Source organism: Desulfothermobacter acidiphilus (genome assembly GCF_052073645.1).
Classification (GTDB): domain Bacteria; phylum Bacillota; class Desulfotomaculia; order Desulfotomaculales; family Ammonificaceae; genus Desulfothermobacter; species Desulfothermobacter acidiphilus.
This window is the reverse complement of record NZ_CM125440.1, coordinates 928,471-949,679: the sequence shown is the minus strand read 5'-3', so window position 1 is coordinate 949,679 and position 21,209 is coordinate 928,471. Positions and strand designations below refer to the sequence as shown.

21 protein-coding genes and 1 pseudogene are annotated in these 21,209 nt (G+C 55.6%); 17 read left to right on the top strand and 5 right to left on the bottom strand.

Annotation, left to right across the window (positions count from 1 at the left end):
• The first annotated feature begins 14 nt into the window (after positions 1–14).
• The 7 genes from gatA to ACTLLP_RS04800 are packed head-to-tail and all read left to right on the top strand — an operon-like array spanning position 15 to position 7,096.
• On the top strand, positions 15–1,487 hold the full coding sequence (gatA, locus tag ACTLLP_RS04830; protein WP_441061373.1) for an Asp-tRNA(Asn)/Glu-tRNA(Gln) amidotransferase subunit GatA: 1,473 nt from the start codon (positions 15–17) through the stop codon (positions 1,485–1,487).
• Positions 1,484–2,923: an Asp-tRNA(Asn)/Glu-tRNA(Gln) amidotransferase subunit GatB gene (gene gatB / locus ACTLLP_RS04825; RefSeq protein WP_441061371.1), complete on the top strand. Its 1,440-nt coding sequence runs from the start codon at positions 1,484–1,486 to the stop codon at positions 2,921–2,923. Before gatA ends, gatB begins: the two co-directional genes overlap by 4 nt.
• Before the next feature lie 11 nt (positions 2,924–2,934).
• Complete coding sequence (locus tag ACTLLP_RS04820; protein ID WP_441061368.1) at positions 2,935–3,129, top strand: DUF6485 family protein; 195 nt, start codon at positions 2,935–2,937, stop codon at positions 3,127–3,129.
• Positions 3,130–3,156: 27 nt separating this feature from the next.
• On the top strand, positions 3,157–4,302 hold the full coding sequence (gene nifV / locus ACTLLP_RS04815; RefSeq protein WP_441061366.1) for a homocitrate synthase: 1,146 nt from the start codon (positions 3,157–3,159) through the stop codon (positions 4,300–4,302).
• A 9-nt stretch (positions 4,303–4,311) separates the two neighbouring features.
• On the top strand, positions 4,312–5,568 hold the full coding sequence (locus ACTLLP_RS04810) for a 3-isopropylmalate dehydratase large subunit (protein WP_441061364.1): 1,257 nt from the start codon (positions 4,312–4,314) through the stop codon (positions 5,566–5,568).
• Between the two features lie 18 nt (positions 5,569–5,586).
• Positions 5,587–6,087, top strand: coding sequence for a 3-isopropylmalate dehydratase small subunit (locus ACTLLP_RS04805; protein ID WP_441061648.1), 501 nt, complete (start codon positions 5,587–5,589; stop codon positions 6,085–6,087).
• A 7-nt stretch (positions 6,088–6,094) separates the two neighbouring features.
• Entirely contained in the window at positions 6,095–7,096 is a 1,002-nt protein-coding gene (locus ACTLLP_RS04800) for an isocitrate/isopropylmalate dehydrogenase family protein (protein WP_441061361.1), read from the top strand.
• A gap of 60 nt (positions 7,097–7,156) precedes the next feature.
• On the opposite strand, the gene tatA (ACTLLP_RS04795) is transcribed toward ACTLLP_RS04800, so the two are convergent.
• The 5 genes from tatA (ACTLLP_RS04795) to ACTLLP_RS04775 all read right to left on the bottom strand — a co-directional run bounded on the left by tatA (ACTLLP_RS04795) (position 7,157) and on the right by ACTLLP_RS04775 (position 12,472).
• A complete protein-coding gene (gene tatA, locus ACTLLP_RS04795; RefSeq protein ID WP_441061358.1) occupies positions 7,157–7,381 on the bottom strand; it encodes a twin-arginine translocase TatA/TatE family subunit in 225 nt (74 codons plus the stop codon).
• Positions 7,382–7,464: 83 nt separating this feature from the next.
• Positions 7,465–7,716, bottom strand: a complete 252-nt coding sequence (gene tatA, locus ACTLLP_RS04790) for a twin-arginine translocase TatA/TatE family subunit (RefSeq protein ID WP_441061356.1) — start codon at positions 7,714–7,716, stop codon at positions 7,465–7,467.
• A gap of 72 nt (positions 7,717–7,788) precedes the next feature.
• Complete coding sequence (locus ACTLLP_RS04785) at positions 7,789–9,069, bottom strand: ABC transporter ATP-binding protein (RefSeq protein WP_441061353.1); 1,281 nt, start codon at positions 9,067–9,069, stop codon at positions 7,789–7,791.
• A 13-nt stretch (positions 9,070–9,082) separates the two neighbouring features.
• Positions 9,083–10,804 carry an ABC transporter permease gene (locus ACTLLP_RS04780; protein ID WP_441061350.1) on the bottom strand — a complete coding sequence of 574 codons (1,722 nt, stop codon included), beginning with the start codon at positions 10,802–10,804 and terminating at the stop codon, positions 9,083–9,085.
• A gap of 264 nt (positions 10,805–11,068) precedes the next feature.
• Entirely contained in the window at positions 11,069–12,472 is a 1,404-nt protein-coding gene (locus ACTLLP_RS04775) for an ISLre2 family transposase (RefSeq protein ID WP_441057473.1), read from the bottom strand.
• Between the two features lie 237 nt (positions 12,473–12,709).
• Between ACTLLP_RS04775 and ACTLLP_RS04770 the strand changes: the two genes are divergently transcribed.
• The 10 genes and pseudogenes from ACTLLP_RS04770 to ACTLLP_RS04725 all read left to right on the top strand — a co-directional run bounded on the left by ACTLLP_RS04770 (position 12,710) and on the right by ACTLLP_RS04725 (position 20,831).
• Positions 12,710–12,865, top strand: a complete 156-nt coding sequence (locus ACTLLP_RS04770; protein ID WP_441061347.1) for a pantoate--beta-alanine ligase — start codon at positions 12,710–12,712, stop codon at positions 12,863–12,865.
• Positions 12,866–12,973: 108 nt separating this feature from the next.
• On the top strand, positions 12,974–14,203 hold the full coding sequence (locus ACTLLP_RS04765) for an IS256 family transposase (protein ID WP_441057497.1): 1,230 nt from the start codon (positions 12,974–12,976) through the stop codon (positions 14,201–14,203).
• Positions 14,204–14,282: 79 nt separating this feature from the next.
• Positions 14,283–14,990 (top strand): annotated as a pseudogene (locus ACTLLP_RS04760) (4-phosphopantoate--beta-alanine ligase); the annotation flags it as partial.
• A 9-nt stretch (positions 14,991–14,999) separates the two neighbouring features.
• The gene (locus tag ACTLLP_RS04755; RefSeq protein WP_441061344.1) at positions 15,000–15,140 is read left to right on the top strand and encodes a hypothetical protein; all 141 of its coding nucleotides are present in this window, start codon (positions 15,000–15,002) and stop codon (positions 15,138–15,140) included.
• A gap of 49 nt (positions 15,141–15,189) precedes the next feature.
• Positions 15,190–16,347: a DNA polymerase IV gene (gene dinB / locus ACTLLP_RS04750; protein ID WP_441061341.1), complete on the top strand. Its 1,158-nt coding sequence runs from the start codon at positions 15,190–15,192 to the stop codon at positions 16,345–16,347.
• 43 nt (positions 16,348–16,390) lie between these two features.
• Positions 16,391–17,317, top strand: a complete 927-nt coding sequence (locus tag ACTLLP_RS04745) for a D-alanine--D-alanine ligase (RefSeq protein WP_441061338.1) — start codon at positions 16,391–16,393, stop codon at positions 17,315–17,317.
• Positions 17,318–17,322: 5 nt separating this feature from the next.
• A complete protein-coding gene (gene deoC, locus ACTLLP_RS04740; protein WP_441061335.1) occupies positions 17,323–18,009 on the top strand; it encodes a deoxyribose-phosphate aldolase in 687 nt (228 codons plus the stop codon).
• A gap of 43 nt (positions 18,010–18,052) precedes the next feature.
• Positions 18,053–18,349 (top strand): hypothetical protein, encoded by a 297-nt coding sequence (locus tag ACTLLP_RS04735; protein ID WP_441061332.1) that lies wholly within the window; start codon positions 18,053–18,055, stop codon positions 18,347–18,349.
• Positions 18,243–19,247 carry an amino acid permease gene (locus tag ACTLLP_RS04730; RefSeq protein WP_441061329.1) on the top strand — a complete coding sequence of 335 codons (1,005 nt, stop codon included), beginning with the start codon at positions 18,243–18,245 and terminating at the stop codon, positions 19,245–19,247. Before ACTLLP_RS04735 ends, ACTLLP_RS04730 begins: the two co-directional genes overlap by 107 nt.
• Before the next feature lie 102 nt (positions 19,248–19,349).
• Positions 19,350–20,831 (top strand): SSO2105 N-terminal domain-containing protein, encoded by a 1,482-nt coding sequence (locus ACTLLP_RS04725; protein ID WP_441061645.1) that lies wholly within the window; start codon positions 19,350–19,352, stop codon positions 20,829–20,831.
• Positions 20,832–21,209 lie beyond the last annotated feature (378 nt).

Here is a 21,209-nt window from a genome sequence, read left to right as displayed (position 1 = left end):
GGAGGTTTGGTAATTTGCCGGAAGAACTCGCTTTCACTCCGGCCTCCGAATTGCACCAACGCTTCCTCAGGGGCGAAATATCGGCCCGTGAAATCGTAGACGCTTATCTGGAGCGCATCAAGCAGGTTGAACCCCGTGTGAAAGCTTTCCTCTCCTTATGCGAGGACCGTGCTCGGAGACAGGCTGAGGAGCTAGACCGCTCTAGGAGTGCAAAGGAACCTTTAGGGCCGCTGGCGGGGATTCCGGTGGCTATAAAGGACAACCTTTGTGTTAAAAACCACCCTGCTACCTGTGCTTCTAAGATACTGGCCAACTTCTACCCGCCCTATGATGCCACAGTGGTCAGACGGCTGGAGGAGGCGGGTGCCATAATCATAGGGAAGACCAACCTGGACGAGTTTGCCATGGGGTCGTCTACTGAGAACTCGGCCTTCCACCCCACTGCCAACCCTTGGGATCTTTCGCGGGTGCCGGGGGGGTCAAGCGGAGGATCGGCCGCGGCTGTGGCCGCCGGGGAGGTCCCGGTAGCTCTGGGATCGGATACGGGAGGATCAATTCGTCAACCAGCAGCGTTCTGCGGCGTGGTGGGTCTTAAACCCACCTACGGCCGCGTATCTCGGTACGGGTTGATAGCTTTCGCTTCTTCCCTGGACCAGATCGGGCCCTTCGGACGCACGGTGGAGGATTGCGCCCGGCTATTGCAGGCGATAGCTGGGCCTGACCCTCAGGATTCCACCTCTATTCCAGAGAAGGTGCCAGATTACTGCGGCGGCTTCACCGGCGAAATCAAAGGGATGAGAATAGGCGTGCCGCGCGAGTACCTGGGCGAGGGGATAGCTCCGGAGGTCAGGGAAACGGTGCAAGCGATGGCGCACCGCCTGGCGGAGCAAGGAGCTCAGGTGGAGGAAACTTCGCTTCCTTACACTCGTTACGCTTTGCCGGCTTACTATCTGGTAGCCACAGCCGAAGCTTCTTCCAACCTGGCGCGGTACGATGGGGTGCGCTATGGCCTCCGAGTAAAGGCCAAGGAGGCTAAAGACGCCATGGCGTGGACTCGCAAGGAAGGTTTCGGGACGGAAGTGAAAAGGCGTATCATGTTGGGCACCTACGCTCTATCGGCCGGCTATTATGAAGCTTATTACCTCAAAGCTTTGAAAGTGCGAACCCTCATCAAGAGGGATTTCGATCAGGCTTTTGCTCGCTTCGATTGCCTCCTGACCCCTACTACGCCTACTCCAGCTTTTCGCCAGGGGGAAAAACTGAAAGATCCTTTAGCCATGTATTTCACCGATATTTGCACCTTGGCTGTAAATATGGCTGGCCTACCGGCCATCACGGTACCGGCTGGAAGGATCGAGGGCTTGCCGGTAGGGGTGCAATTCATAGCTCCACCGCTAATGGAGGAGCGGTTATTCCGGGTGGCTTGGGTAGTGGAACAGATAGTGGGCTTTCCCTCCTGGCGCCCACCGCTGGAGGTGAGGGCGTGAAGTACGAAGCAGTAATCGGGTTGGAAGTGCACGTGGAGCTCAAGACGGAGAGCAAAATTTTTTGCGGCTGCCGAGCGGCTTTTGGTGCTGAGCCCAACACCCATGTGTGTCCGGTGTGTCTGGGCTTGCCTGGCACCCTGCCGGTGCTCAACCGCCGGGTGGTGGAATACGCTATCAAAGCGGCACTGGCGCTCAACTGCCGGATAACTCCTTACTGTAAATTCGATCGCAAAAACTACTTTTACCCTGATTTACCGAAGAACTATCAGATCTCACAGTTCGATCTTCCTCTGGCCAGTGATGGCTATCTTGTCATTCCCACCTCCGCGGGGAGCAAGCGGGTGGGGATAATCCGCTTGCATTTGGAGGAAGACGCGGGGAAATTAGTTCACGTGGGAACGGGGGAAAGCGCCTACACCCTAGTAGACTACAACCGCGCCGGTGTCCCCCTCATAGAAATTGTTTCCGCTCCTGAACTCTCCTCCCCGGAGGAGGCTAAAGCCTACGCTGAGAAGTTGCGGCAAATTATGCTGTACCTGGGGGTTTCCGACTGCCGGATGGAAGAAGGGTCGTTGCGAATCGACGCCAATATTTCTCTCCGCCCCGTGGGCAGTACCGAGCTGGGAGTCAAAACAGAGATTAAAAACGTTAACTCCTTCCGTTCGTTGATGCGAGCCCTCTCCTACGAGATCGAGCGACACAGCGAGTTCCTGGAGCGTGGAGAGCGGATAGTCCAGGAAACGCGCGCCTGGGACGAGGAGAAAGGAATAACTTTTCCCATGCGCAGCAAGGAGGAGGCGCATGATTACCGCTACTTCCCTGAACCCGACTTGCCGCCGCTGGTAATAGCGGACGAGTGGGTTGAATCGTTACGCCAAACCTTGCCGGAACTCCCTGACGCCCGGAGGCAGCGTTTGATCACAGAGTATGGCCTACCGGAACCCACTGCTTCGGTGCTGACCGCCACTCCGGAGGTGGCCGACTACTTTGAAACCGCTTTGCAGCATTATCCGGAACCGCGAGCGGTGGCCAATTGGGTCACCGGAGAACTGGCCCGTTGTCTCAACGCCGCCGGTTTGGCGATAACGGCTTCGCCGGTTACTCCCCAGGCCCTGGCCGAGCTTCTAAAGCTTATCGATAACGGTACCATTAGCGGCAAGATTGCCAAGGATGTGTTCGAAGAAATGTTCACCAGCGGCCGTGACCCTGAGAGCATTGTGAAGGAGAAGGGGCTCACCCAGATCTCCGATACCGAAATAATACGCCAGGTAGTGCGAGAGGTGATCCAGTCCCACCCTAAAGTAGTCGAAGATTATCGCAGGGGAAAGGAAAAGGCGCTTTCCTTCCTGGTAGGACAAGTAATGAAAGCCACGCGGGGCAGAGCCAATCCGGCTGTAGTTAACCAATATCTGCAAGAAGAGCTCAAGCGCGAGTGAGGTGAAAGGCCATGGAATGCCGTAAAGAGCGCAACCTCAAATTCTGCACTTGCAGCTATCCGCACTGTGAGAAAAAGGGACTTTGCTGCGAGTGCGTGGCTTACCACCGAGAGCGGGGTGAGTTACCTGGATGTTTTTTCCCGCCCGAAGTGGAGAGGACCTATGATCGCTCTATCGAAGCTTTTATTCGGGCTCACAAACGTTAACCGACAATGGTTGGGGGTGGCAACGACTTGCTGGAGAAACTTAAGGGACGCAACATAAGGATAGTAGATACCACCCTGCGCGACGGGGAGCAGACGGCGGGGGTAGTTTTTTCTAATCTAGAGAAGCTGCGAATCGCCAAAATGCTGGACGAAATCGGAGTGCATCAGATCGAAGCCGGCATCCCGATAATGGGGGGGGACGAGCAGGAAGCGGTCAAGCAAATCTGCCGGGCGGGTTTGAAGGCTAGCATCATGGGCTGGAACCGTCCGGTGATCAAAGATTTAGAAGCGTCGCTGGCCTGCGGCGTGGACGCGGTCGCCATTTCTATTTCTACTTCAGACATCCATATCGAGCATAAGCTCCGCGCCTCGCGCGAATGGGTGCTGGAAAAAATGGTGGAGGCCACGCGCTTTGCCAAGAAGCAGGGCCTTTATGTATCAGTCAATGCCGAGGACGCTTCTCGCAGCGACATGGACTTCCTCATAACTTTCGGACGAGCGGCCAAGGAGGCGGGAGCCGATCGCTTGCGCTACTGCGATACGGTGGGGGTGCTCGATCCCTTCACCACCTACGAGAACATCGAGAGGCTGATTGCTGAGGTGGGTCTGCCCATCGAGATGCACACTCATAACGACTTTGGCATGGCCACAGCTAATGCTTTGGCCGGGGTGCTGGCCGGAGCCGACTGGGTGGGAGCCACCGTTTGCGGTCTGGGAGAGCGAGCGGGGAACGCGGCTTTGGAGGAAGTGGTCATGGCTCTGAAGCACCTGTTTGCCGTAGACCTAGGCTTTAAAACGGAGCTCTTCCGGGAAATAGCAGAGTATGTTTCACACGCCGCCCACCGGGAGCTGCCGGCCTGGAAGCCCATCGTTGGCTCCAACATGTTCGCCCACGAGTCGGGGATCCACGCCGACGGCGCTTTGAAAAATCCTAAGACCTACGAAGCCTTTCAACCGGAAGAAGTGGGTCTTACCCGTCAGATAGTCATCGGTAAGCATTCTGGAACCGCAGCTTTGCGAGCCAAGTTCGCTGAATACGGCATTGCCTTGGGCAAACATGAGGCGGATCTCTTGCTACCCGAGGTAAGAAAGGCAGCGGTAGCCCTCAAGCGACCTTTGTTTGATAAGGAACTGATGAGCATTTACGAAGACATGTTTGGTAAAAGGAGGTAGAGGCGAGCTTTGGCCCAAACGGTAGCAGAAAAAATTCTCTCGCGGGCGGCTGGGCGGCCAGCCCGTGCCGGGGAGATCGTAGTGGCTCGGGTGGATGAAGTGATGGCCCAAGACGGTACGGCGCCGCTGGCCATTCAGGTATTCCGGGAGATGGGAGGAAAGCAACCCTTCGATCCCCAGAGGGTCAATCTGGTCATAGATCACAGTGCTCCCAGCCCCACCGAAAGCATTTCTAATCTGCACCATATGATGCGGGCATTTGCCTGGGAGCATGGTTGCCGTCTGTACGATGTGGGCGAAGGAGTCTGCCACCAGGTAATGGTGGAAAGCGGCCGCGTGGGACCGGGTTCGGTGGTGGTGGGGGCCGACTCGCACACTTGCACTTACGGTGCTCTAGGAGCCTTTGCCACCGGCGTGGGGTCCACTGACCTGGCTGCGGCCCTAATCTCCGGGCACCTATGGTTTAAGGTACCGGAGAGCATCAAAGTGATTGCTCATGGTCCCCTCCCCTTTGGCGTGTTCGCTAAGGATGTAATTCTCTATCTCATTGGGAGGTTCACCGCTGACGGGGCTACCTACAAGGCGGTGGAATACACTGGTAGCGCCTTTAAGGAGCTCTCCATGGAGGGACGCTTCACGGTGGCCAATATGGCGGTGGAGATGGGGGCGAAGGTGGGATTGCTGGAAGTGGACGATAAAACTTGGGAATGGGTGCAGCGGCACGGCGGGAAAGACTTTACCGCTTTCACTTCTGACCCCGAAGCAGAGTACAGCAAGGTGGTAGAATTCGATCTCAGCGAGCTTGTTCCTCAGGTGGCTCGCCCCCACCGGGTGGACAACGTTTCCCCTGTGGAGGAGGTGGCCGGAACCAAGATTCACCAGGCTTTTATCGGCACCTGTACCAATGGGCGCCTGGAAGATCTGCGCTTGGCGGCCCGGATTTTAGCTGGGCGCAGGATCAACCCGCGGGTGCGCTTGGTGGTGGCGCCAGCCTCTCGCCGGGTCTACCTGGAGGCTATGCGGGAGGGGATTTTAGCCGCTCTCGTGGAAGCCGGAGCCGCGGTGGTCACTCCCGGTTGCGGTCCCTGCGTGGGAACGCATAACGGAGTTCCGGCCGATGGGGAGACGGTCATCTCCACGGCTAACCGGAACTTTAAAGGGCGCATGGGCAACGCCAAAGCCGAGATATATCTGGCCTCGCCGGCGACCGTAGCCGCTTCCGCCCTGGCGGGCGAAATCACTGATCCTAGACCATTGCTTAAGTAGGTGAGAGTAGTGCAGGTTTTGCGTGGCAAAGCGCATAAATTCGGTGACGACGTCAATACCGACTACATTATCTCTGGAAAGTACAAATTCAAGACTTTGAACATGGACGAGTTGGCTCAGCATGTTATGGAAGACCTTGATCCTGATTTTTACCTCAAAATCCATCCCGGGGATTTCATTGTCGCTGGCTGGAATTTTGGCTGCGGTTCTTCGCGCGAGCAAGCTCCTCTGGTAATCAAACATGCGCGGCTGGGAGCTGTGTTGGCCAAATCTTTTGCTCGCATCTTTTTCCGCAACGCTATTAATACCGGTCTGCCGGTGATAGAATGCGATACCGACCTGATAGACGCTGGAGACGAGCTAGAAGTCGATCTTGCCCAGGGAGTGGTGAAAAATCTAACCAAAGGCATTACCATACCCATCAAGCCTCTGCCCCCGGTTATGCTCCAGATCCTGGAAGACGGGGGCTTGATCGCGCACTTTCAGAAGTACGGCGGTTTCCAGCTGGAAGGAGTGTGAAGTCGATTTGGCGCACCGGGTAACGCTTATTCCTGGTGACGGTATCGGCCCGGAAATCACCGCGGCCGCTCGCTTGGTTCTGGAGGCTTCAGGAGCTCCCCTGGAGTGGGAAGTAGTGGAGGCTGGCGAAAAGGTTATCCCGGAGTTCGGAACACCTTTACCCCCCCACGTGCTGGAATCCATTCGACGTAACCGGGTAGCCTTAAAGGGACCGCTTACCACTCCCATCGGTCACGGCTTTCGAAGCGTTAACGTTGCCCTGAGGCAAGAGCTCGACCTTTACGCTTGCGTGCGGCCGGCCCAAACCTTGCCGGGAATCAAGACTCGCTATGAGCACGTGGATCTCATAGTGGTGCGAGAAAACACTGAAGACCTTTACGCCGGCATCGAGCACAAAGTAGGCAAGGACGCTGCCGAAAGCATCAAAATCGTGACCCGAGAAGCCTCCACCCGCATCGTGCGTTTCGCTTTCGAGCTCGCCCGCCGGGAGAAGCGCAAAAAGGTGACGGCGGTTCACAAGGCCAACATCATGAAATTTACCGACGGTCTTTTTTTGGCGTGCGCTCGGGAAGTGGCTGCTGCCTATCCCGACATAGCTTTCGAGGAAATGATCGTAGACGCCATGTGCATGAAGCTGGTGCAAGCACCGGAAAACTACGATGTAATAGTAACCCTCAATCTCTACGGCGACATAATTTCCGATTTAGCTGCGGGTTTAGTAGGCGGCTTGGGCGTGGCGCCGGGCGCCAATATTGGCGATGCGGCTGCGGTTTTTGAACCGGTGCATGGCAGCGCCCCCAAGCACGCCGGGCAAGACAAAGTAAACCCCTTAGCCACTATTCTTTCTGGAGTCATGCTACTGAAGCACCTGGGGTTGAACGAGGCGGCGGAACGCGTATTTAAAGGTGTGACGGCAGTTTTGCGTGAAGGGAAAGTTCTGACTTACGATCTGGGGGGTAACGCCCGTACCAGCGAGATGGCCGCGGCTATCGCGGCGCAAATCGCCTGACCCACTGCCCAGGGGAAAGAGGGGAATCCTTCGTGACCAGGAAGGGTTCCCCTCGTTCTTTTAACCACGAGTCTCGCCGTTGGGGCCTTCTGGGGGTTCGGTCGTAGGTCGCGGGAGGCTCGGTTTGGCTGGTTCTTCCGTGATACCAGCGGTAGCGTTGCGGAACTCTCTCAGCGTGCGTCCGAAAGCTCGCCCAATCTCTGGCAGCTTACTGGGACCGAAAATAAGCAACACAACCACTAGGATGAGCAATAGATGCATAGGCTCCAGTAGATCCGTGAACATGGATCCCGCCTCCTAGGCTTTAAGCCTTGGCGCAGGAGAAACTCTCAAGCTAACCAAATAGCTTCTCCTGCTACCCCGCAGCTTTAGTGTTTGGGTTCGGCGGTCTCACAGGTTTTTTTGTCCTGGCAGGCGTTGGCTATAGCTTGGACCTCAGCCTTAGGACTGACGGTCTTGTCTTCCGTTTCTTCGAACGCTCCCACCGAAGCGCTGCGGAACTCCTTCAGCGTGCGTCCGAAAGCTCGCCCAATCTCTGGCAGCTTACTGGGACCGAAAATAAGCAACACGACCACTAGGATGAGCAATAGATGCATGGGCTCAAATAAACCGCGAAGCATGGCCCTCACCTCCTCCAAAACTCCTACTCTAATTGTACTTCAATCGCTTGCGCCTGCAAAGATATACTTCGCCTATTCTGGTGGTTTTCCTTCCTCCAGATATAGACAACGGGAGTCCTCATCGTAACCGAAGAGCTCAGCGTAGCGACCCCAGTCGATGAGGATATCCAATTGTAATCGGGCTTCCTCGGGGCTAAAGTGTTGCTCCAGCACGCTTAAAAAGAACTCTTTTGGCATCCGGTGGTTCGGCTTAGACGAAAGCACCGAGACAATCCAGCGGATGCGCCGCACATTTTGTAAAATTTGCTCCCGGAAGATCTCTTTTCTTTCCAGCAGGGAAGCAGCTGCGATGCGCCTGCCGATGGCGGTGAGTTCCACATCGCCTTCATGCACCGTCACCAGCCCGGTTATGGCAGCAGCTTCCACGATGGGGAGCAGGTCCTCTAGATCCATGGTGAACTGCTCTCCCAGGGCATACAGGTCAGCCTGTCCCCCTACCTCTAACAGATACTCTACCAGGCCGGTTACTGCTCCCACGCGTGCCACCGGCAGGCGTCGGGGCGCAGGGGGAGCTGGTGGAGCGGAGGGAGCCTTCTGGCGGGTCAGAATAGTATAAATTTCGTCTACCAGGGCGGTGAAGCGGGGGTTTTTACGTTCTCGCCAGTGAGGCAAATTAACTGGCACCTCGGCTATTATCCGTCCCGGGTCGCGCGAGAGCACCAGGATACGGTCGCAAAGGTAAACGGCCTCCTCGATGTTGTGCGTAACCAGGACTATGGCTTTGGTGGGTATCTTTTCTTCCAGCCACAGTTTGAGCAGATCACGGCGTAGGTTTTCGGCGGTCAGCACGTCCAGGGCCGAAAAAGGCTCGTCCATCAGCAGGACATCTGGTTCGGCAATTAGCGCTCTGGCTACTCCCACCCGCTGGCGCATTCCTCCGGAAAGTTCCTTGGGGTAAGCGCTTTCAAAGCCGTCCAGACCCACCATGTCGATGATCCCGAGGGCTTTTTCCCGGCAAACTTCCCATGGCTGCCCGCTTACCAGAAGCGGCAAAGCTACATTTTCCAACACGGTAAGCCAGGGGTAGAGTGCGAAGTTTTGAAACACCATGGCTACCCCAGGGTTGACGCCGGAAAGGGGGCGGCCCTTGTAAAGCACAGTTCCCGAAGTAGGGGGCACTAAACCTGCCATTATCCGCAGGAGGGTGGATTTCCCCGAGCCAGAAGGTCCCAGAATCCCCATGAATTCTCCTTGATGCACGGCCAGAGAAATATCTTCGAGCACAGTGACTTCGCTGTGCTCACCCAGCGGGTATTTCTTGGTGACCTTTTGGAGTTCAATGAGAGTTTCCATCTTTTCGCCACCCTTACTCTACATGGTACTTGATTTCAGCGAGGTGGTAAAGCTTGCGCCAGAAAAGGCGGTTAACCACGACCACGTACAGCGACATAACCACTATTCCTCCTACGATAGCTGGCCAGTTGCCCGCTTCGGTGGCGTTGGTGATATAGGCTCCTAACCCGCTGGCCTGTAGGGTGTGATTTCCCCAACTCACCACCTCGGCTACAATGGTGGCGTTCCAGGCTCCGCCGGCCGCTGTGATCCCTCCTGTAACCAGAAACGGAAAGATGCCGGGTAAAATAAAGTAGCGCCATTTTTTCCAGCCCTTAGCCCCGACCAGCACGGTGGCTTCCTTTAAGTCGTTGGGAAGAGAACTGACGCCAGCTATGACGTTGAAAAGAATGTACCACTGCGTTCCCAACATCATAAGTGGTATGGCCCCCCAGTTCTGGTTCACATGCCACCGCAGAAATAGGATGGTGAAGAAGGGGAAAAGCATATTGGCAGGGAAAGACGCGACGAAGGTGATTAAGGGCTGCCAGCGCCGGGCACGCTCGGGGTGCCAGCCCAAGTAAACGCCCAGCGGCAGCATGATCAGCGTACCCAGGACTACGGCTACTGTAACTCGCAGTAGGGAATAAAATCCCAACTGTATGAGGTGGAGAAACCCTTCCCTGCCCAGTTGGGCCACTAGAATTACTCCTCGGTAGCCGTAAAAGACCGAATAACCTACCAGTAAGAGTAACGCTGCCCACCCCAATATTTTCAGCAGCTGCTGTTTGAAGCCGGGACGGGTAGGCTGAAGCGGGGGCGCTGCCAGGCGGCCGCCACCAATAACCAGGTTTCGCTTTAACGGTTCCAGCACCTGCTCGCCGAAAGTTCGCACCAGGTCGGAGCGGCGTAATATTCGTACCAGCCAAGGAGGTGAGGTTTCACGGTCTTTGGTTTGTTCCAGCTTGAACCGCTGGCTCCATGCTACCACCGGCCGCCAAAAGAGCTGGTCTACCAGGATTATGGTGAGGGCCATAGTCAAAATGGAGTATAAGAGGGCGACCGTGTTCTTTTCCGTTATGGCCATAGCCAGGTAAGAGCCTAGCCCGGGAAGGTAGATATTACGGTTAAGTACCGATATAGCTTCGCTGGCTGAAAGAAAAAACCAGCTGCCAGCGAAGGACATCATGGCGTTATAAACGAGTGAAATGGTGGCGAAGGGGAGTTCGAGCTGCCAGAGACGGTGCCACCAATTGAGGCGGAAAATGGCAGCAGCGTCACGGAGCTCGCGGGGGATGGTGCGAAGAGATTGGTAGAACCCATAGGTGATATTCCAGGCTTGGGCGGTGAAAACAGCGAAAATAGAAGCCATCTCAGCCCCCACCATGCTGTGGGGGAAAAGGGCTACCAATCCGGTTATGGTTACTGAGAGGAAGCCAAGGACGGGCACCGACTGGAGGATATCCAGCAGAGGTATAAGCACTCTTTCTGCTTTGCGGCTATAGGCAGCCCAGTAACCGTAGACTATGCTGAAAACGATGGAAGCCGTCATAGCGATGAACATGCGGAGGAGCGAGCGCCCAGCGTAGTAAGGAAGATTGCAGGGGTCAAGGCTGATTTTGCTTCCCACTTCCAGCGGCTGAGCTATGCCTGCTCCCAGGTGCACCAAGCCGTAAAGCAAAGCGAGCACAGTAACAATTAGCAGGAGATCGGCCAAGCTGAATTTTCTAACCAGAAGCTGCACTTGCTGGCGCATCTAGTTGTGCCTCCCTAACGGGCTTGGGCTATTTTCGGTTGGCAGTTAGGCAAATTAAAAGGTCTGGCCTTTGTTCCCCTGGGTTCATGCCCTATTGTCCTATTTCTGTGTTAAAAAACGGTTTCCATAGTTAAAAAACTGTCGGCGCCAGACCACTCCCATTCTATGTTAAGGGGTTCTGAGCTGTCAAGTGAGGTTAAGCTCTGAGATCGTGTCAACCTACTGTAGGAGTCTCGAGCCCCACTGTCCCCGGACCAGGACGAACTACCAAAGAAGATCGATGTTCCGGCTCAAAGCTTTGAGGGCTCTGGTTAATGACGTTACCGGACCCCGTAGAGCGGGAAGATTATCGAACACCTCACCCGATATTTTCCTTAGCCTCTGCCTCTCTTCCTCGACAGCTGCCTTATCGATCTCTAAAGCCTTTAAGCCCTCCTTCCGTCGGGCTACATATTGCTCCCGCAAGGAAACACCATTCGCCTTCGCCACCCGCAACCGGGCCATCCGGTCTACCCCACGAGCACTCCAGGCCATCGGTCGGGATGATAACCGTGCCGAGAAGAGATGACTTACGTGCGCCTCCGCACTTACCCCCAACTCCGCCCCGGGATAAAGCCGGTAGGCCATTATCCCCTCCCAGTTCCGCCGGATGTAACGTCGGCAATCCCGTACCGCTTCCTTCCGCGCAGGACTCGCCGCAGCTTTGCCCGCCCGCCGCAAAATCGCCTGTACCTTTACCTCATCACCCTCCCATAAGGCCGCCCAAATCTCTCTATAACCATCACTATCACGCCCCAAAGCAGCCACCAGGTACTTGTCCAGGTGAAAAAGATCTAAGACAAAGACGCTCCTCGGTAGAAACTCCAGCCCTTTCTTTATCCACCTGTCTCCGTCACCGCAGAGGTAAATCCGCTCCACAGAAGATAATTCGTACTGCTCCTCGATGTAGCTCAACACCTCGAACCACAGCTCATCCGTATCTGAGTAAAGCCCTCCCAAGTAATAAGGCCGCTTGAGTCTGTATCTGTCTTTCCCCACCTTCTCTTTCCCCTCGTGGATGTAAACCAGCCGGGGTAAGTACTTCTTCCCGTCCTGACCTGCTACGTGGTCTTCATCCGCCTCCACATAAAGAACCTTCCCCCGGCGCTTCTCCCCAGGCGGCTCGGGCAGTTCTTCCAGTGTAAAGTTGTGAATCACCTTCTTCACCGCTTCGCCGCTTAGCACAACCTCCCGATTGCCTCTCCCTACCCTCTCGCCACTCTTCCGGTAGGAAAGATCTACCGCTTCTTCTAAGGCTTGTGCTTTAACCAGAGGATCAACCCGTGCGTGCGGCCCGTAACCTACCAACCGATCTATCAGGTGCACCCGCTCCCCAGTCTCTTTGTGCCGGTAATAGGTTCGCTTATAGTTGACCAGACCGAAAAGGGTAAGTACTTCTTTGGGATCGTTTCGCCGCTCTACCCGCCAGCCGGGCCGCTTTTCCCGGTGCTCCCGAAGATAGGCGTCTTTCGCCTCTAAAACTTCCCTCAAAACCTCCTGTCCCAGGTTATTAAGCTCCTGCCAGAGCTTCTCCTCGAAGCTTAAAAAGTCGGTCCCTTCCTCCAGAACCTTCAACGTTAGCTCCGCTACCCTCTGGAACTTCTCCCAAATCTGCTTTATAATCTGCATAGAGACCTCACCCTCCTGAGTGGTTGTTTAAGCAACTACTCGTCCGTTGCAAGGACGGTGAGGTCTCTCTTCTTTCTCCCCTTCCTTAGCTCCTGCAAAATTCCTACAGTAACTTTACACTAACTAAGCTCTAGGTACTGAACCACTAATTAGAGGAAAAAAACGGGGCAAAGGCGAAACTTATAAGACAAATTGATATTTGGGCAAAGTTACAGGGGAGGCTTATAGCTCTTAGCCATGAAGATCATCGAGAAAGTAGCGGAGATGCAGGAATGGGCGTTGGAGCGCAAGCGGAAAGGGCGCCGGCTGGGACTGGTGCCCACCATGGGGTATCTCCATGCTGGTCATTTAACCGTCATTTGCTGGGCTCGCGATAATCAGAGCCAGGATTAGTAGCGTCCGGTATAGTGTGTAAAAAGGGTGGTTAGAAGCAGGAAGGGCCACCCTCCCTCTGGTAGATTGAAGAAGTGACACAACCAACACTACCAGGAGGGATTTAGGATGGCCCATTACCAGGTTACCGTAGATGGCGAGGTTCTGCAACAGTTGTTTTCCCGGGACGATGGTCTGGCCCGGTTGATGGAGCAAGTCTTAAATCAGATTCTCGAGGCTCAGGTTACAGAGCAGCTCAAAGCTAAACCATACGAGCGCACAGAGGAAAGACAAGCGTACCGCAACGGCCACCGGGAAAAGCCGCTTGTAACCCGGATCGGACGGCTTGTCCTGGAAGTGCCCCGGATCAGATCCGGCAAATTTTCTACGGAGATGTTTGAGCGTTACCAGCGGAGCGAGCAGGCATTGTTGCTGGCCCTGATGGAGATGGTGGTCAATGGAGTATCAACACGCAAGGTCAGGGCAGTGGTCGAGGAGCTATGCGGCACGGAATTTTCCAAGTCGACGGTATCTGAGCTCTGCAAACGACTTGACCCTTTGGTGAAGGCCTGGAATGAGCGAGATTTAAGCGAAAAGGAGTATCCCTTTATTCTGGTTGATGCTTTGGTCACAAAGGTGCGGAAAGGTGGGCGGGTGAGATCCCAGAGTGTGCTTATAGCTTGCGGGGTTAACCGGGATGGTTACCGGGAAGTTCTAGGGCTGATGATTGGGGACGGCGAATCTGAGGCTACCTGGTCTGAATTCTTCGACTGGTTAAAGAAGCGTGGGCTAAAGGGCGTTGACCTGGTGGTTTCGGACGACCACAAGGGGCTGGTAAACGCCATTATGATCCACTTTCAGGGGGCGAGTTGGCAGCGGTGCCAGACGCATTTTGTCCGCAACATTCTGGAAGCGTGTCCCAAGTCCTGGCAGAAGCAGCTTCATGCTCGCCTTAGACACATTTTTGAAGCGCCGGATATGGATACGGCAAGACTACTTCTGGAGGAGGTGGTGCAGGAGTTTGAGGCCGTAGCGCCTAGGGCAATAGAGAGACTTGAGGCTGGTTTTGAGGATGCCATGGCGGTTATGGCTTTGCCGGAGCCGGTTAGGCGGCGCTTGCGCACGACCAATGCCATGGAACGCCTGAACCGCGAAATTCGCCGGCGGGAGAGGGTAGTAGGAATTTTCCCCAATGAAGAAGCGGCGTTGAGACTGATTGGTGCGGTGCTCATGGAGATAGACGAGGAAAGGTCTACCGGCCACCGCTACCTGGACATGACGGAGTACTGGACATGGAGGCAGGAGCAAGAACGAACAGTTAAAGCCGAAACCAATAAGACCGGGAGAGGGGCGGCTTAACAAGGCTCTAATAAGCCTCAAAGGCTACCAGAGGGGATTTTACACACAAAATTGGACTTGACCCCAGGATTTTGACCGCTTAGTGGTAAGCGTTTTTGTGGATCCATTCCAGTTCAGTTCCCCTGAGGAGTACCGCAGTTATCCTCGCGACTTGCGCTGGGATAGGGAGGTGGCACTGGGAGCTGGGGCTGATGTTTTCTTCTCCCCTACAGCGGAGGAACTTTATCCTGAAGGCTTCTGCACATCCATTGACGTAGGTAAAATGGAGCACGTGACCGAGTTCAAGCGCCACCCCGAGCGCATTAGGGGAACTCTAACCACCATCGCCAAATTCATTAACCTAGTGCAGCCCGATTGCCTGTACCTGGGAATGAAGAACGCTTATCAGGTGGTGGCGGTGCGTCGGATAATCCGCGACCTCAATTTTCCCGTTCAAGTGAAGGTGCATCCGATAGTGCGGGATGAAGAAGGCTTGGCGGTTAGCGCTCGCAATTTCCTTCTTAACGAGGAGGAGCGGGAAGCGGCGCGGGTATTGTACCGCAGCCTTCAGGCAGCTGAGCGGGCGATCGCGAAAGGAGCCAGAGAAGTGCCTACTTTGCGAGAACTTTTGGTCAATAGCATCAGGGAGGAGCCCTTGGCTCGCCTCGATTACGTGGAGATCCTCGCCTGGCCTACGCTCGAGCCGGTGGAAAGACTCAAAGTTGGTCGCTACCTTCTGACCGTGGCAGCCTATTTCGGAGCGGTTCACCTAACCGATCATAGCTTGGTGGAGATCGAGGTGGAGTAGAGCTCGGTTATGAGCCTGGATGACCTTGAGCTGGGGCGTTGCTGCCCTCACCGGGATCAGGGTGGAGTCAAGACGGCGGCCACGGCGGGGGAAATTGTGGCTAATGAGGCTAATCTATGCTGGAACTCTCTCCGCGTTCTCTTTTTCTGAGCATCCCAAGACGGCTCTCTCGCTGACGCAGTTGTAGTAAAATGAAAGTATGCAGGAAATCTTGCTTTGCGACCTAGATGCCTTCTTCGCGGCGGTGGAACAGAGGGACAACCCGGAGTTGCGGGGCCGACCAGTTATTATCGGCGGAGCTCCCGAAGGAAGAGGGGTAGTGGCCACCTGTTCTTACGAAGCGCGACGTTTCGGAATCCGCTCTGCTATGCCACTTAAGCAGGCCTTGCGGCTCTGTTCCGAAGCCGTTTTACTACCCGTCGATCTGCCCCGCTATCGCCGGGCAGCTAGTGAAGTGCTGGCCCTATACCGCCGCTTCACTCCCAGGATCGAGGTGGTTTCCATTGACGAGGCCTATCTAGGAGTACCTCCCGGTGAAGGACTGTCCATAGCCCGCGCTATCAAAGAAGAGGTATTAAGGAAACTTCAACTTCCTCTCTCAATAGGGGTTTCTGTTAACAAATTGCTGGCCAAGATTGCTTGTAATCTGTCCAAGCCTAGGGGCTTGAGAGCCTTGTGGCCAGAGGAAGTGGAGGATATCTTATGGCCCTTGCCTGTAGAGGTGCTGCCAGGAATAGGACCCAGGACACGTGAACTTCTGGAGTTGCGAGGAATCAAGACTGTACGCGACCTGGCGCTGGCCCCCATTTACCTTCTTAAAGAGATCCTGGGGAAAGAAGCCTTCCGCTTTAAAGAATACAGCCAAGGGATCGACCGGCGAGGCCTGGTGTTTTCTCGGCCGCCACTTTCTTTCTCTAAGGAGAGAACTTTCGCCCAGGATGTGCACCGTCCCGAGGTACTCCAGGGTGCGCTGATGCTCTTGGCGGAGGAATTAGGTTTCCGCCTGCGGCGGAACGGTTACCTGGCTCGCAACATCACCTTGAAGCTGCGTTTCGCTGATTTTCGTACCGTGGCTAGATCCCGGTCATTACGGGAGGGAACCAACCGCGATTCGGTGATCTACCGCGTCGCCATGGAACTATTTCAGGAATTCTCCGCTTCCCCACCTTGGCGTTTGGTAGGCATCCAGGTGGCCGGTTTAGACCGCCTGCAGCAGCTCTCATGGCTGGGAGACGTCGATGAAGAAAGGGAACGTCTTCTTGCCCTGGTGCTGGATTCCTTGCGTTCCCGCTACGGTCGCCCAGTGGTCCATCGGGCTTCGGGTCTGAAAGGGATTTTACTGTCAGAAGAAGAATAAACTTGGCGAAAAAGCCTGGAGAGAGGGGACTGGACAGAGCTTTATGCGCGTGGTAGTTCTATGTGGCGGTAACTCGGCAGAAAGGGAAGTCTCTTTGCGCTCGGGAGAAGCGGTGTACCAGGCGCTAAACGAAAAGGGCTGGGAAGCAATTAAGTTAGACGTTGAGAGAGACGTGGCTCTTCGCCTGCTAGAACTTAAACCCGATGTGGTCTTCCTGGCCTTGCACGGGAAAGGGGGTGAAGACGGTAGTATTCAGGGGCTATTGGAGACCATGAATCTACCTTACACCGGCTCCGGAATTCTGGCCAGCGCTTTGGCCATGGATAAAATCGCTACCAAACGCTATCTTTTATCCGCTTCTCTCCCCACTCCCGCTTTCTTGACGGTGGAAAAGGCAGGAGACCTCGTCGAGGAAGCTCAGAAGATAAGGGAAAGCTGCGCCTTTCCTCTGGTGGTTAAGGCGCCCACCCAGGGTTCTTCGCTGGGTATGAGCATCGTGCGCCGGGAAGAGGAGCTCCTATCTGCCTTAGAGGGAGCTTTCCGCTACGACCCGGTGGCGTTGGTGGAGGAATTTATCGAAGGGGTGGAGGTCACGGCGGCGGTGCTTGGCAATCGAAATCCGGTGGTGCTCCCGCTGATCGAGATTGTAGCTGACCAAGGAGTTTACGATTACGAGGCCAAATACACTCCTGGGAAAAGTCAGCACATCATCCCTCCTCGTATTCCCGAGCTCTGGCAGGACAGAATTCAGGAGCTGGCTTTAGCTACCTACCGCTGGTTCGGTTGCCGGGGCTTGGCGCGCATCGACTTTATGGTGGATAGAAAAGGTAACCCCTATATTCTAGAAATTAATACTATTCCGGGACTCACCGCGGTAAGCCTTTACCCCGACGCTGCCCGGGCAGCTGGAATAGCTTTCGGTGAATTGGTGGAAAGGCTCATCTACCTAGCCCTGGGACAAGAGGAGTGAGTTTTATGGAGTTGGGCAACCTGGCGCGGCGCATAGACCATACTTTACTGCGTCCGGAAGCCGGGGAGAAAGATATAAAACGGCTGTGCGCGGAAGCTTTGCAATACGGATTTTTCGCCGTCTGCGTCAACCCTACCTACGTTTCTCTGGCGGTGGAGGAGCTAAAGGGCTCATCGGTTAGGGTCTGCACCGTGGTGGGGTTCCCGCTGGGAGCTAATTGCACGGTAACCAAGGTGGTCGAAGCCCAACAAGCGGCTAAAGACGGGGCTGAGGAGTTCGACCTAGTAATCAATGTGGGAGCTCTCCGGGATCGCCGCCTCGATTATCTCCGTGAGGAGCTCCGGGCGGTGCGAGCAGCCGTTGCCGATTGCTGTCCTCATGGTGTGCTCAAGGTGATTCTAGAAACAGCCTTGCTTACCAGAGAAGAAAAGTTATTGGGCTGTGAACTGGTGTTGGAGGCGGGAGCTCACTTCGTCAAAACCTCCACTGGTTTCGGTTCCGGGGGAGCCACTATAGACGACGTCAAGCTTTTGCGTCAGGCAGTGGGTGGGCGAGCCGGGGTGAAGGCGGCGGGGGGAATAAGAACCCTGGAAGATTTCTTATCCATGCTGGAGGCGGGAGCCGACAGAATTGGAACCAGCAGCGGGGTCAAGATTATAAGTGAATGGTCGCATTCGACCCAAGAAAAATAAGTTCCAGTTAATGGCAAGATTTATTGGCAGGGGAGGAGACAAGGTGGCGGTCGAGCGTGTTAACGGTACCTCGTGGCTACGCAAAAAAGGCATCGAGCAAGCGCAAGCGCTGGCGGAAAATGCTGCTTACCGCCTCAAGCGTGAGATTGGCACCACGGAGTTATTGCTCCTATTTGTGGATTCGCTCATAGGCGCTGGCATCTTCGTGCTGCCTGGAGTAGCGGCGGCCAAATATGCCGGTCCAGCTGTTAGCCTTTCTTATCTTTTGGGGGGGAATCGTTTGCATCTGTGTGGGCCTTTGTTACGTAGAATTCGCTTCTATGGCTCCCTTTGCCGGTAGCGCCTACACTTACGCCTACATCGCCCTAGGTGAGATCCTAGCTTGGGTGGTAGGTTGGGATTTATTGTTTGAATTCACGGTGGTTTGCAGTACCGTTTCGGTAGGCTGGTCGGGATACGTGGTCTCTTTCCTCCAGTCGTTGGGCCTCGATCTGCCTGCAGCCTTCGCCCGTGATGTAGCGCATGGGGGAGTGGTCAATATTCCTGCTATACTAGGGCTTCTACTGGTGGGCTACATCGCGTACAGCGGAGTCAAAAATGTCAGCCGAGCCAATGTTCTGTTGACGATAATCAAGCTACTGGCCATTTTCTTCTTCCTGGCCTGTGGCTTAGGGCATCTTCAACCAGCTAACTGGCATCCTTTCGCCCCCTTTGGGCTTGGTGGCATCCTCACAGGCGCCGCTCTTACCTTTTTCGCCTACACCGGTTTCGACGGCATGACCTCGGTGCTGGAGGAAGTTAAAAACCCTCAGCGCAGCATCCCGGTAGCGTTGATCGGCGGGTTGCTGATAGTCATTATCCTGTACGTGAGCGTGGCTGCCGTTCTGACCGGGGTGGTCAACTATTCCCGTCTGGATGTTCCCGATCCGGCTGCCTTCGCTCTCCTGGAAATGGGCATTCGCTGGGGTGGTGCGTTGCTTTCTGTAGCGGTGCTGTTCGGTTTAATTGCTGTAATGCTAGGTTACGGTTTGAGCGCCACCCGGATCCTCTTCGCTATGAGCCGTGACGGTCTTTTGCCCCCCGTTCTGGCCCGCGTGCATCCTACCACCAGGGTTCCCTATATAGCCACTCTCCTGATTTTCGGGGTAGCCATTCTGGGAGGTGGCTTCTTCTCGATCAATGAACTAGCCGAGTTGGCCAACATAGGTGGTCCTTTCGACAGTCACCGTTTTTCCTAAACAATTCTGAGCATCCTTTATCTTCTTCAACAGTTGCACTCCCTGGCATATCATGGTAGAATCCACCTCGTCAGGGGAAACTTTAGCCTTCAGGTGAGAGTTTTGAAGTTCAAGACCAGGAAACCTGCCGACATGATAACCGTGCCCGGCAGGATATACCCGGATGAAACGGCAGAAAAGAAGCTCGTGTCCTTCATGCGCCGGTTCCAGGCGGCCAAGCGCACGGCCTACCAGGCGCTGAGGCGGGGAAAGGAACCGGGAGAAATCGTCAAGAACCTCTACCGGAAGTTCTTCCCCAACGCCAGGTGGTGCCAGTGGGCCGTGGAGGACGCAAAGGCCACCATCGAGAGCCAGAAAGAGCAGGTCAAGATGCACGTCTCGGACCTGGAAGCCAAGATAGAAAAGTCGGAAGAGAAACTCATGCACATCAGAAACAGGCTTCACCGCCAGGGCGTCTTTGCCAGGCTCAATAAGCTCCGCGCCAGACTCGCTTACTGGAAGGGCTGGCTTGAGAGGGACGAAGTGCCGCCCGCCGTCTTCGGCGGCAAGAAAAACCTGCTGCTCCTCCAGGAGGGAAAGCTCTCTAAAGAGAAGTGGCGGGAGCTCCGTTCCAACGCCTTCTACTCCGTGGGCCAGGCCAACCAGAAGGGTATGACGGGCCAGCACGGCAACGCCAACACGGAAATCGTCTACGATGAGACGACAGACTCCTTCCGGCTCAACGTCTACATACCGCCGGAGCCAGGGGACAAGAGCGGCAGGTTAAGGCGGGAAGAAGACTGGGTGACCGTTCCCCTGGAGGTCCCCGCGAGGTACAGGTCCCTGCTCTTGAAGTGCCTGGCCGAAGGCAGGGCCTACACCGTCCGGGTGGTGCGTAAAGACGGCAGGTTCGACTGCCTCATTTCCTTTTCCCTAGACGATACCGCGGAAGTGGATAAGACTTCTCTCATGGCCGGGATAGACCTGAACCCCGAAGTGGTGGCCGTGACGGTGGCCCTGCCGGACGGCAACTTCAAGGCATCCCGCTGTTTCTGGTGCCACGACCTGGTCCACGCTTCACGTGAGAAGCGGGAGTGGATCGCGGGCAACCTGGCGAAAGAGGTGGCCGACTGGTTAGAGTCTTCAGGCGCGAAGCAAGTCACCTTAGAAGAACTGTCTTTCGCCCAGGACCACGACACCAACCGCCTCTTCAACCGGATCACGCACAACTTCTGCAAAAGGCTGCTCTTCAACCGCTTAGTATGCGCACTGAGAAAGCGCGGCATGGCAGTGTTCACCGTGCCCGCCCACTTCACCTCGCTTATCGGCTTTTTCAAGTACGCCGAGACCTACGGGCTCAGCGCCCACCAGGCGGCGGCTCTGGTTATAGCCCGCCGGGCTCTAGGCTTTGGAGAAAAGGTGCCGGAGGCTCTCATCCAGAAGCTTCCCGGGCGTTCGCCGGTGGAAGGACGGACGCACAGGAAGCTCTGGGGCAAGCTCTCCGGCACGTTCAGAGCAGCCCGGAAGAAGGTTTCCCGCTATTTTAATACCGGGGCCTTTACCCCTTCCGCCTGGCTGGGACACGTATTCGCTGGAGCGGGATAGGTTCAGACTAACAAGCCCGCCGTTCTCCCCTGTCCTGGGCCCGGAACCAGGGCAACACCGTGCGGTGGGGGAAAGGGGGCGGCGGGTAGGCGGGGTCACACCCCCACCCGGTATGAGCCCCGAAGAGGGGACGGAGTACGGGCGGAATGCCCGGAAACGCCGGGTAGCGGTCCGGCAGCCGTGGACTCAAGACCGGGAGGATGCGGGCCTTCCCCGTGAGGGGATGCCGGGTCGGCCAGACGGTGACGGAGGTAGCCGTCGGCAGGAGCAAGACCTGCCTGCACAATGAGTATCTGAGTAGGTTAAGCAAAACACATGTTTGCTTAGCTTTGCTTAGGGAAAATTGACCTCTAACAGCTTTTACTATAACCTCAATAA

Coding starts and splice junctions, on each gene's coding strand:
- ACTLLP_RS04820 (WP_441061368.1), top strand. CDS start 2,935: ATGGAATGCCGTAAAGAGCGCAACCTCAAATTCTGCACTTGCAGCTAT.
- deoC (WP_441061335.1), top strand. CDS start 17,323: ATGGAGTTGGGCAACCTGGCGCGGCGCATAGACCATACTTTACTGCGT.
- ACTLLP_RS04770 (WP_441061347.1), top strand. CDS start 12,710: ATGAAGATCATCGAGAAAGTAGCGGAGATGCAGGAATGGGCGTTGGAG.
- ACTLLP_RS04730 (WP_441061329.1), top strand. CDS start 18,243: ATGCCGGTCCAGCTGTTAGCCTTTCTTATCTTTTGGGGGGGAATCGTT.
- ACTLLP_RS04765 (WP_441057497.1), top strand. CDS start 12,974: ATGGCCCATTACCAGGTTACCGTAGATGGCGAGGTTCTGCAACAGTTG.
- ACTLLP_RS04755 (WP_441061344.1), top strand. CDS start 15,000: ATGAGCCTGGATGACCTTGAGCTGGGGCGTTGCTGCCCTCACCGGGAT.
- tatA (WP_441061356.1), bottom strand. CDS start 7,716: ATGCTTCGCGGTTTATTTGAGCCCATGCATCTATTGCTCATCCTAGTG.
- ACTLLP_RS04775 (WP_441057473.1), bottom strand. CDS start 12,472: ATGCAGATTATAAAGCAGATTTGGGAGAAGTTCCAGAGGGTAGCGGAG.
- tatA (WP_441061358.1), bottom strand. CDS start 7,381: ATGTTCACGGATCTACTGGAGCCTATGCATCTATTGCTCATCCTAGTG.
- ACTLLP_RS04780 (WP_441061350.1), bottom strand. CDS start 10,804: ATGCGCCAGCAAGTGCAGCTTCTGGTTAGAAAATTCAGCTTGGCCGAT.
- ACTLLP_RS04785 (WP_441061353.1), bottom strand. CDS start 9,069: ATGGAAACTCTCATTGAACTCCAAAAGGTCACCAAGAAATACCCGCTG.
- dinB (WP_441061341.1), top strand. CDS start 15,190: ATGCAGGAAATCTTGCTTTGCGACCTAGATGCCTTCTTCGCGGCGGTG.
- ACTLLP_RS04745 (WP_441061338.1), top strand. CDS start 16,391: ATGCGCGTGGTAGTTCTATGTGGCGGTAACTCGGCAGAAAGGGAAGTC.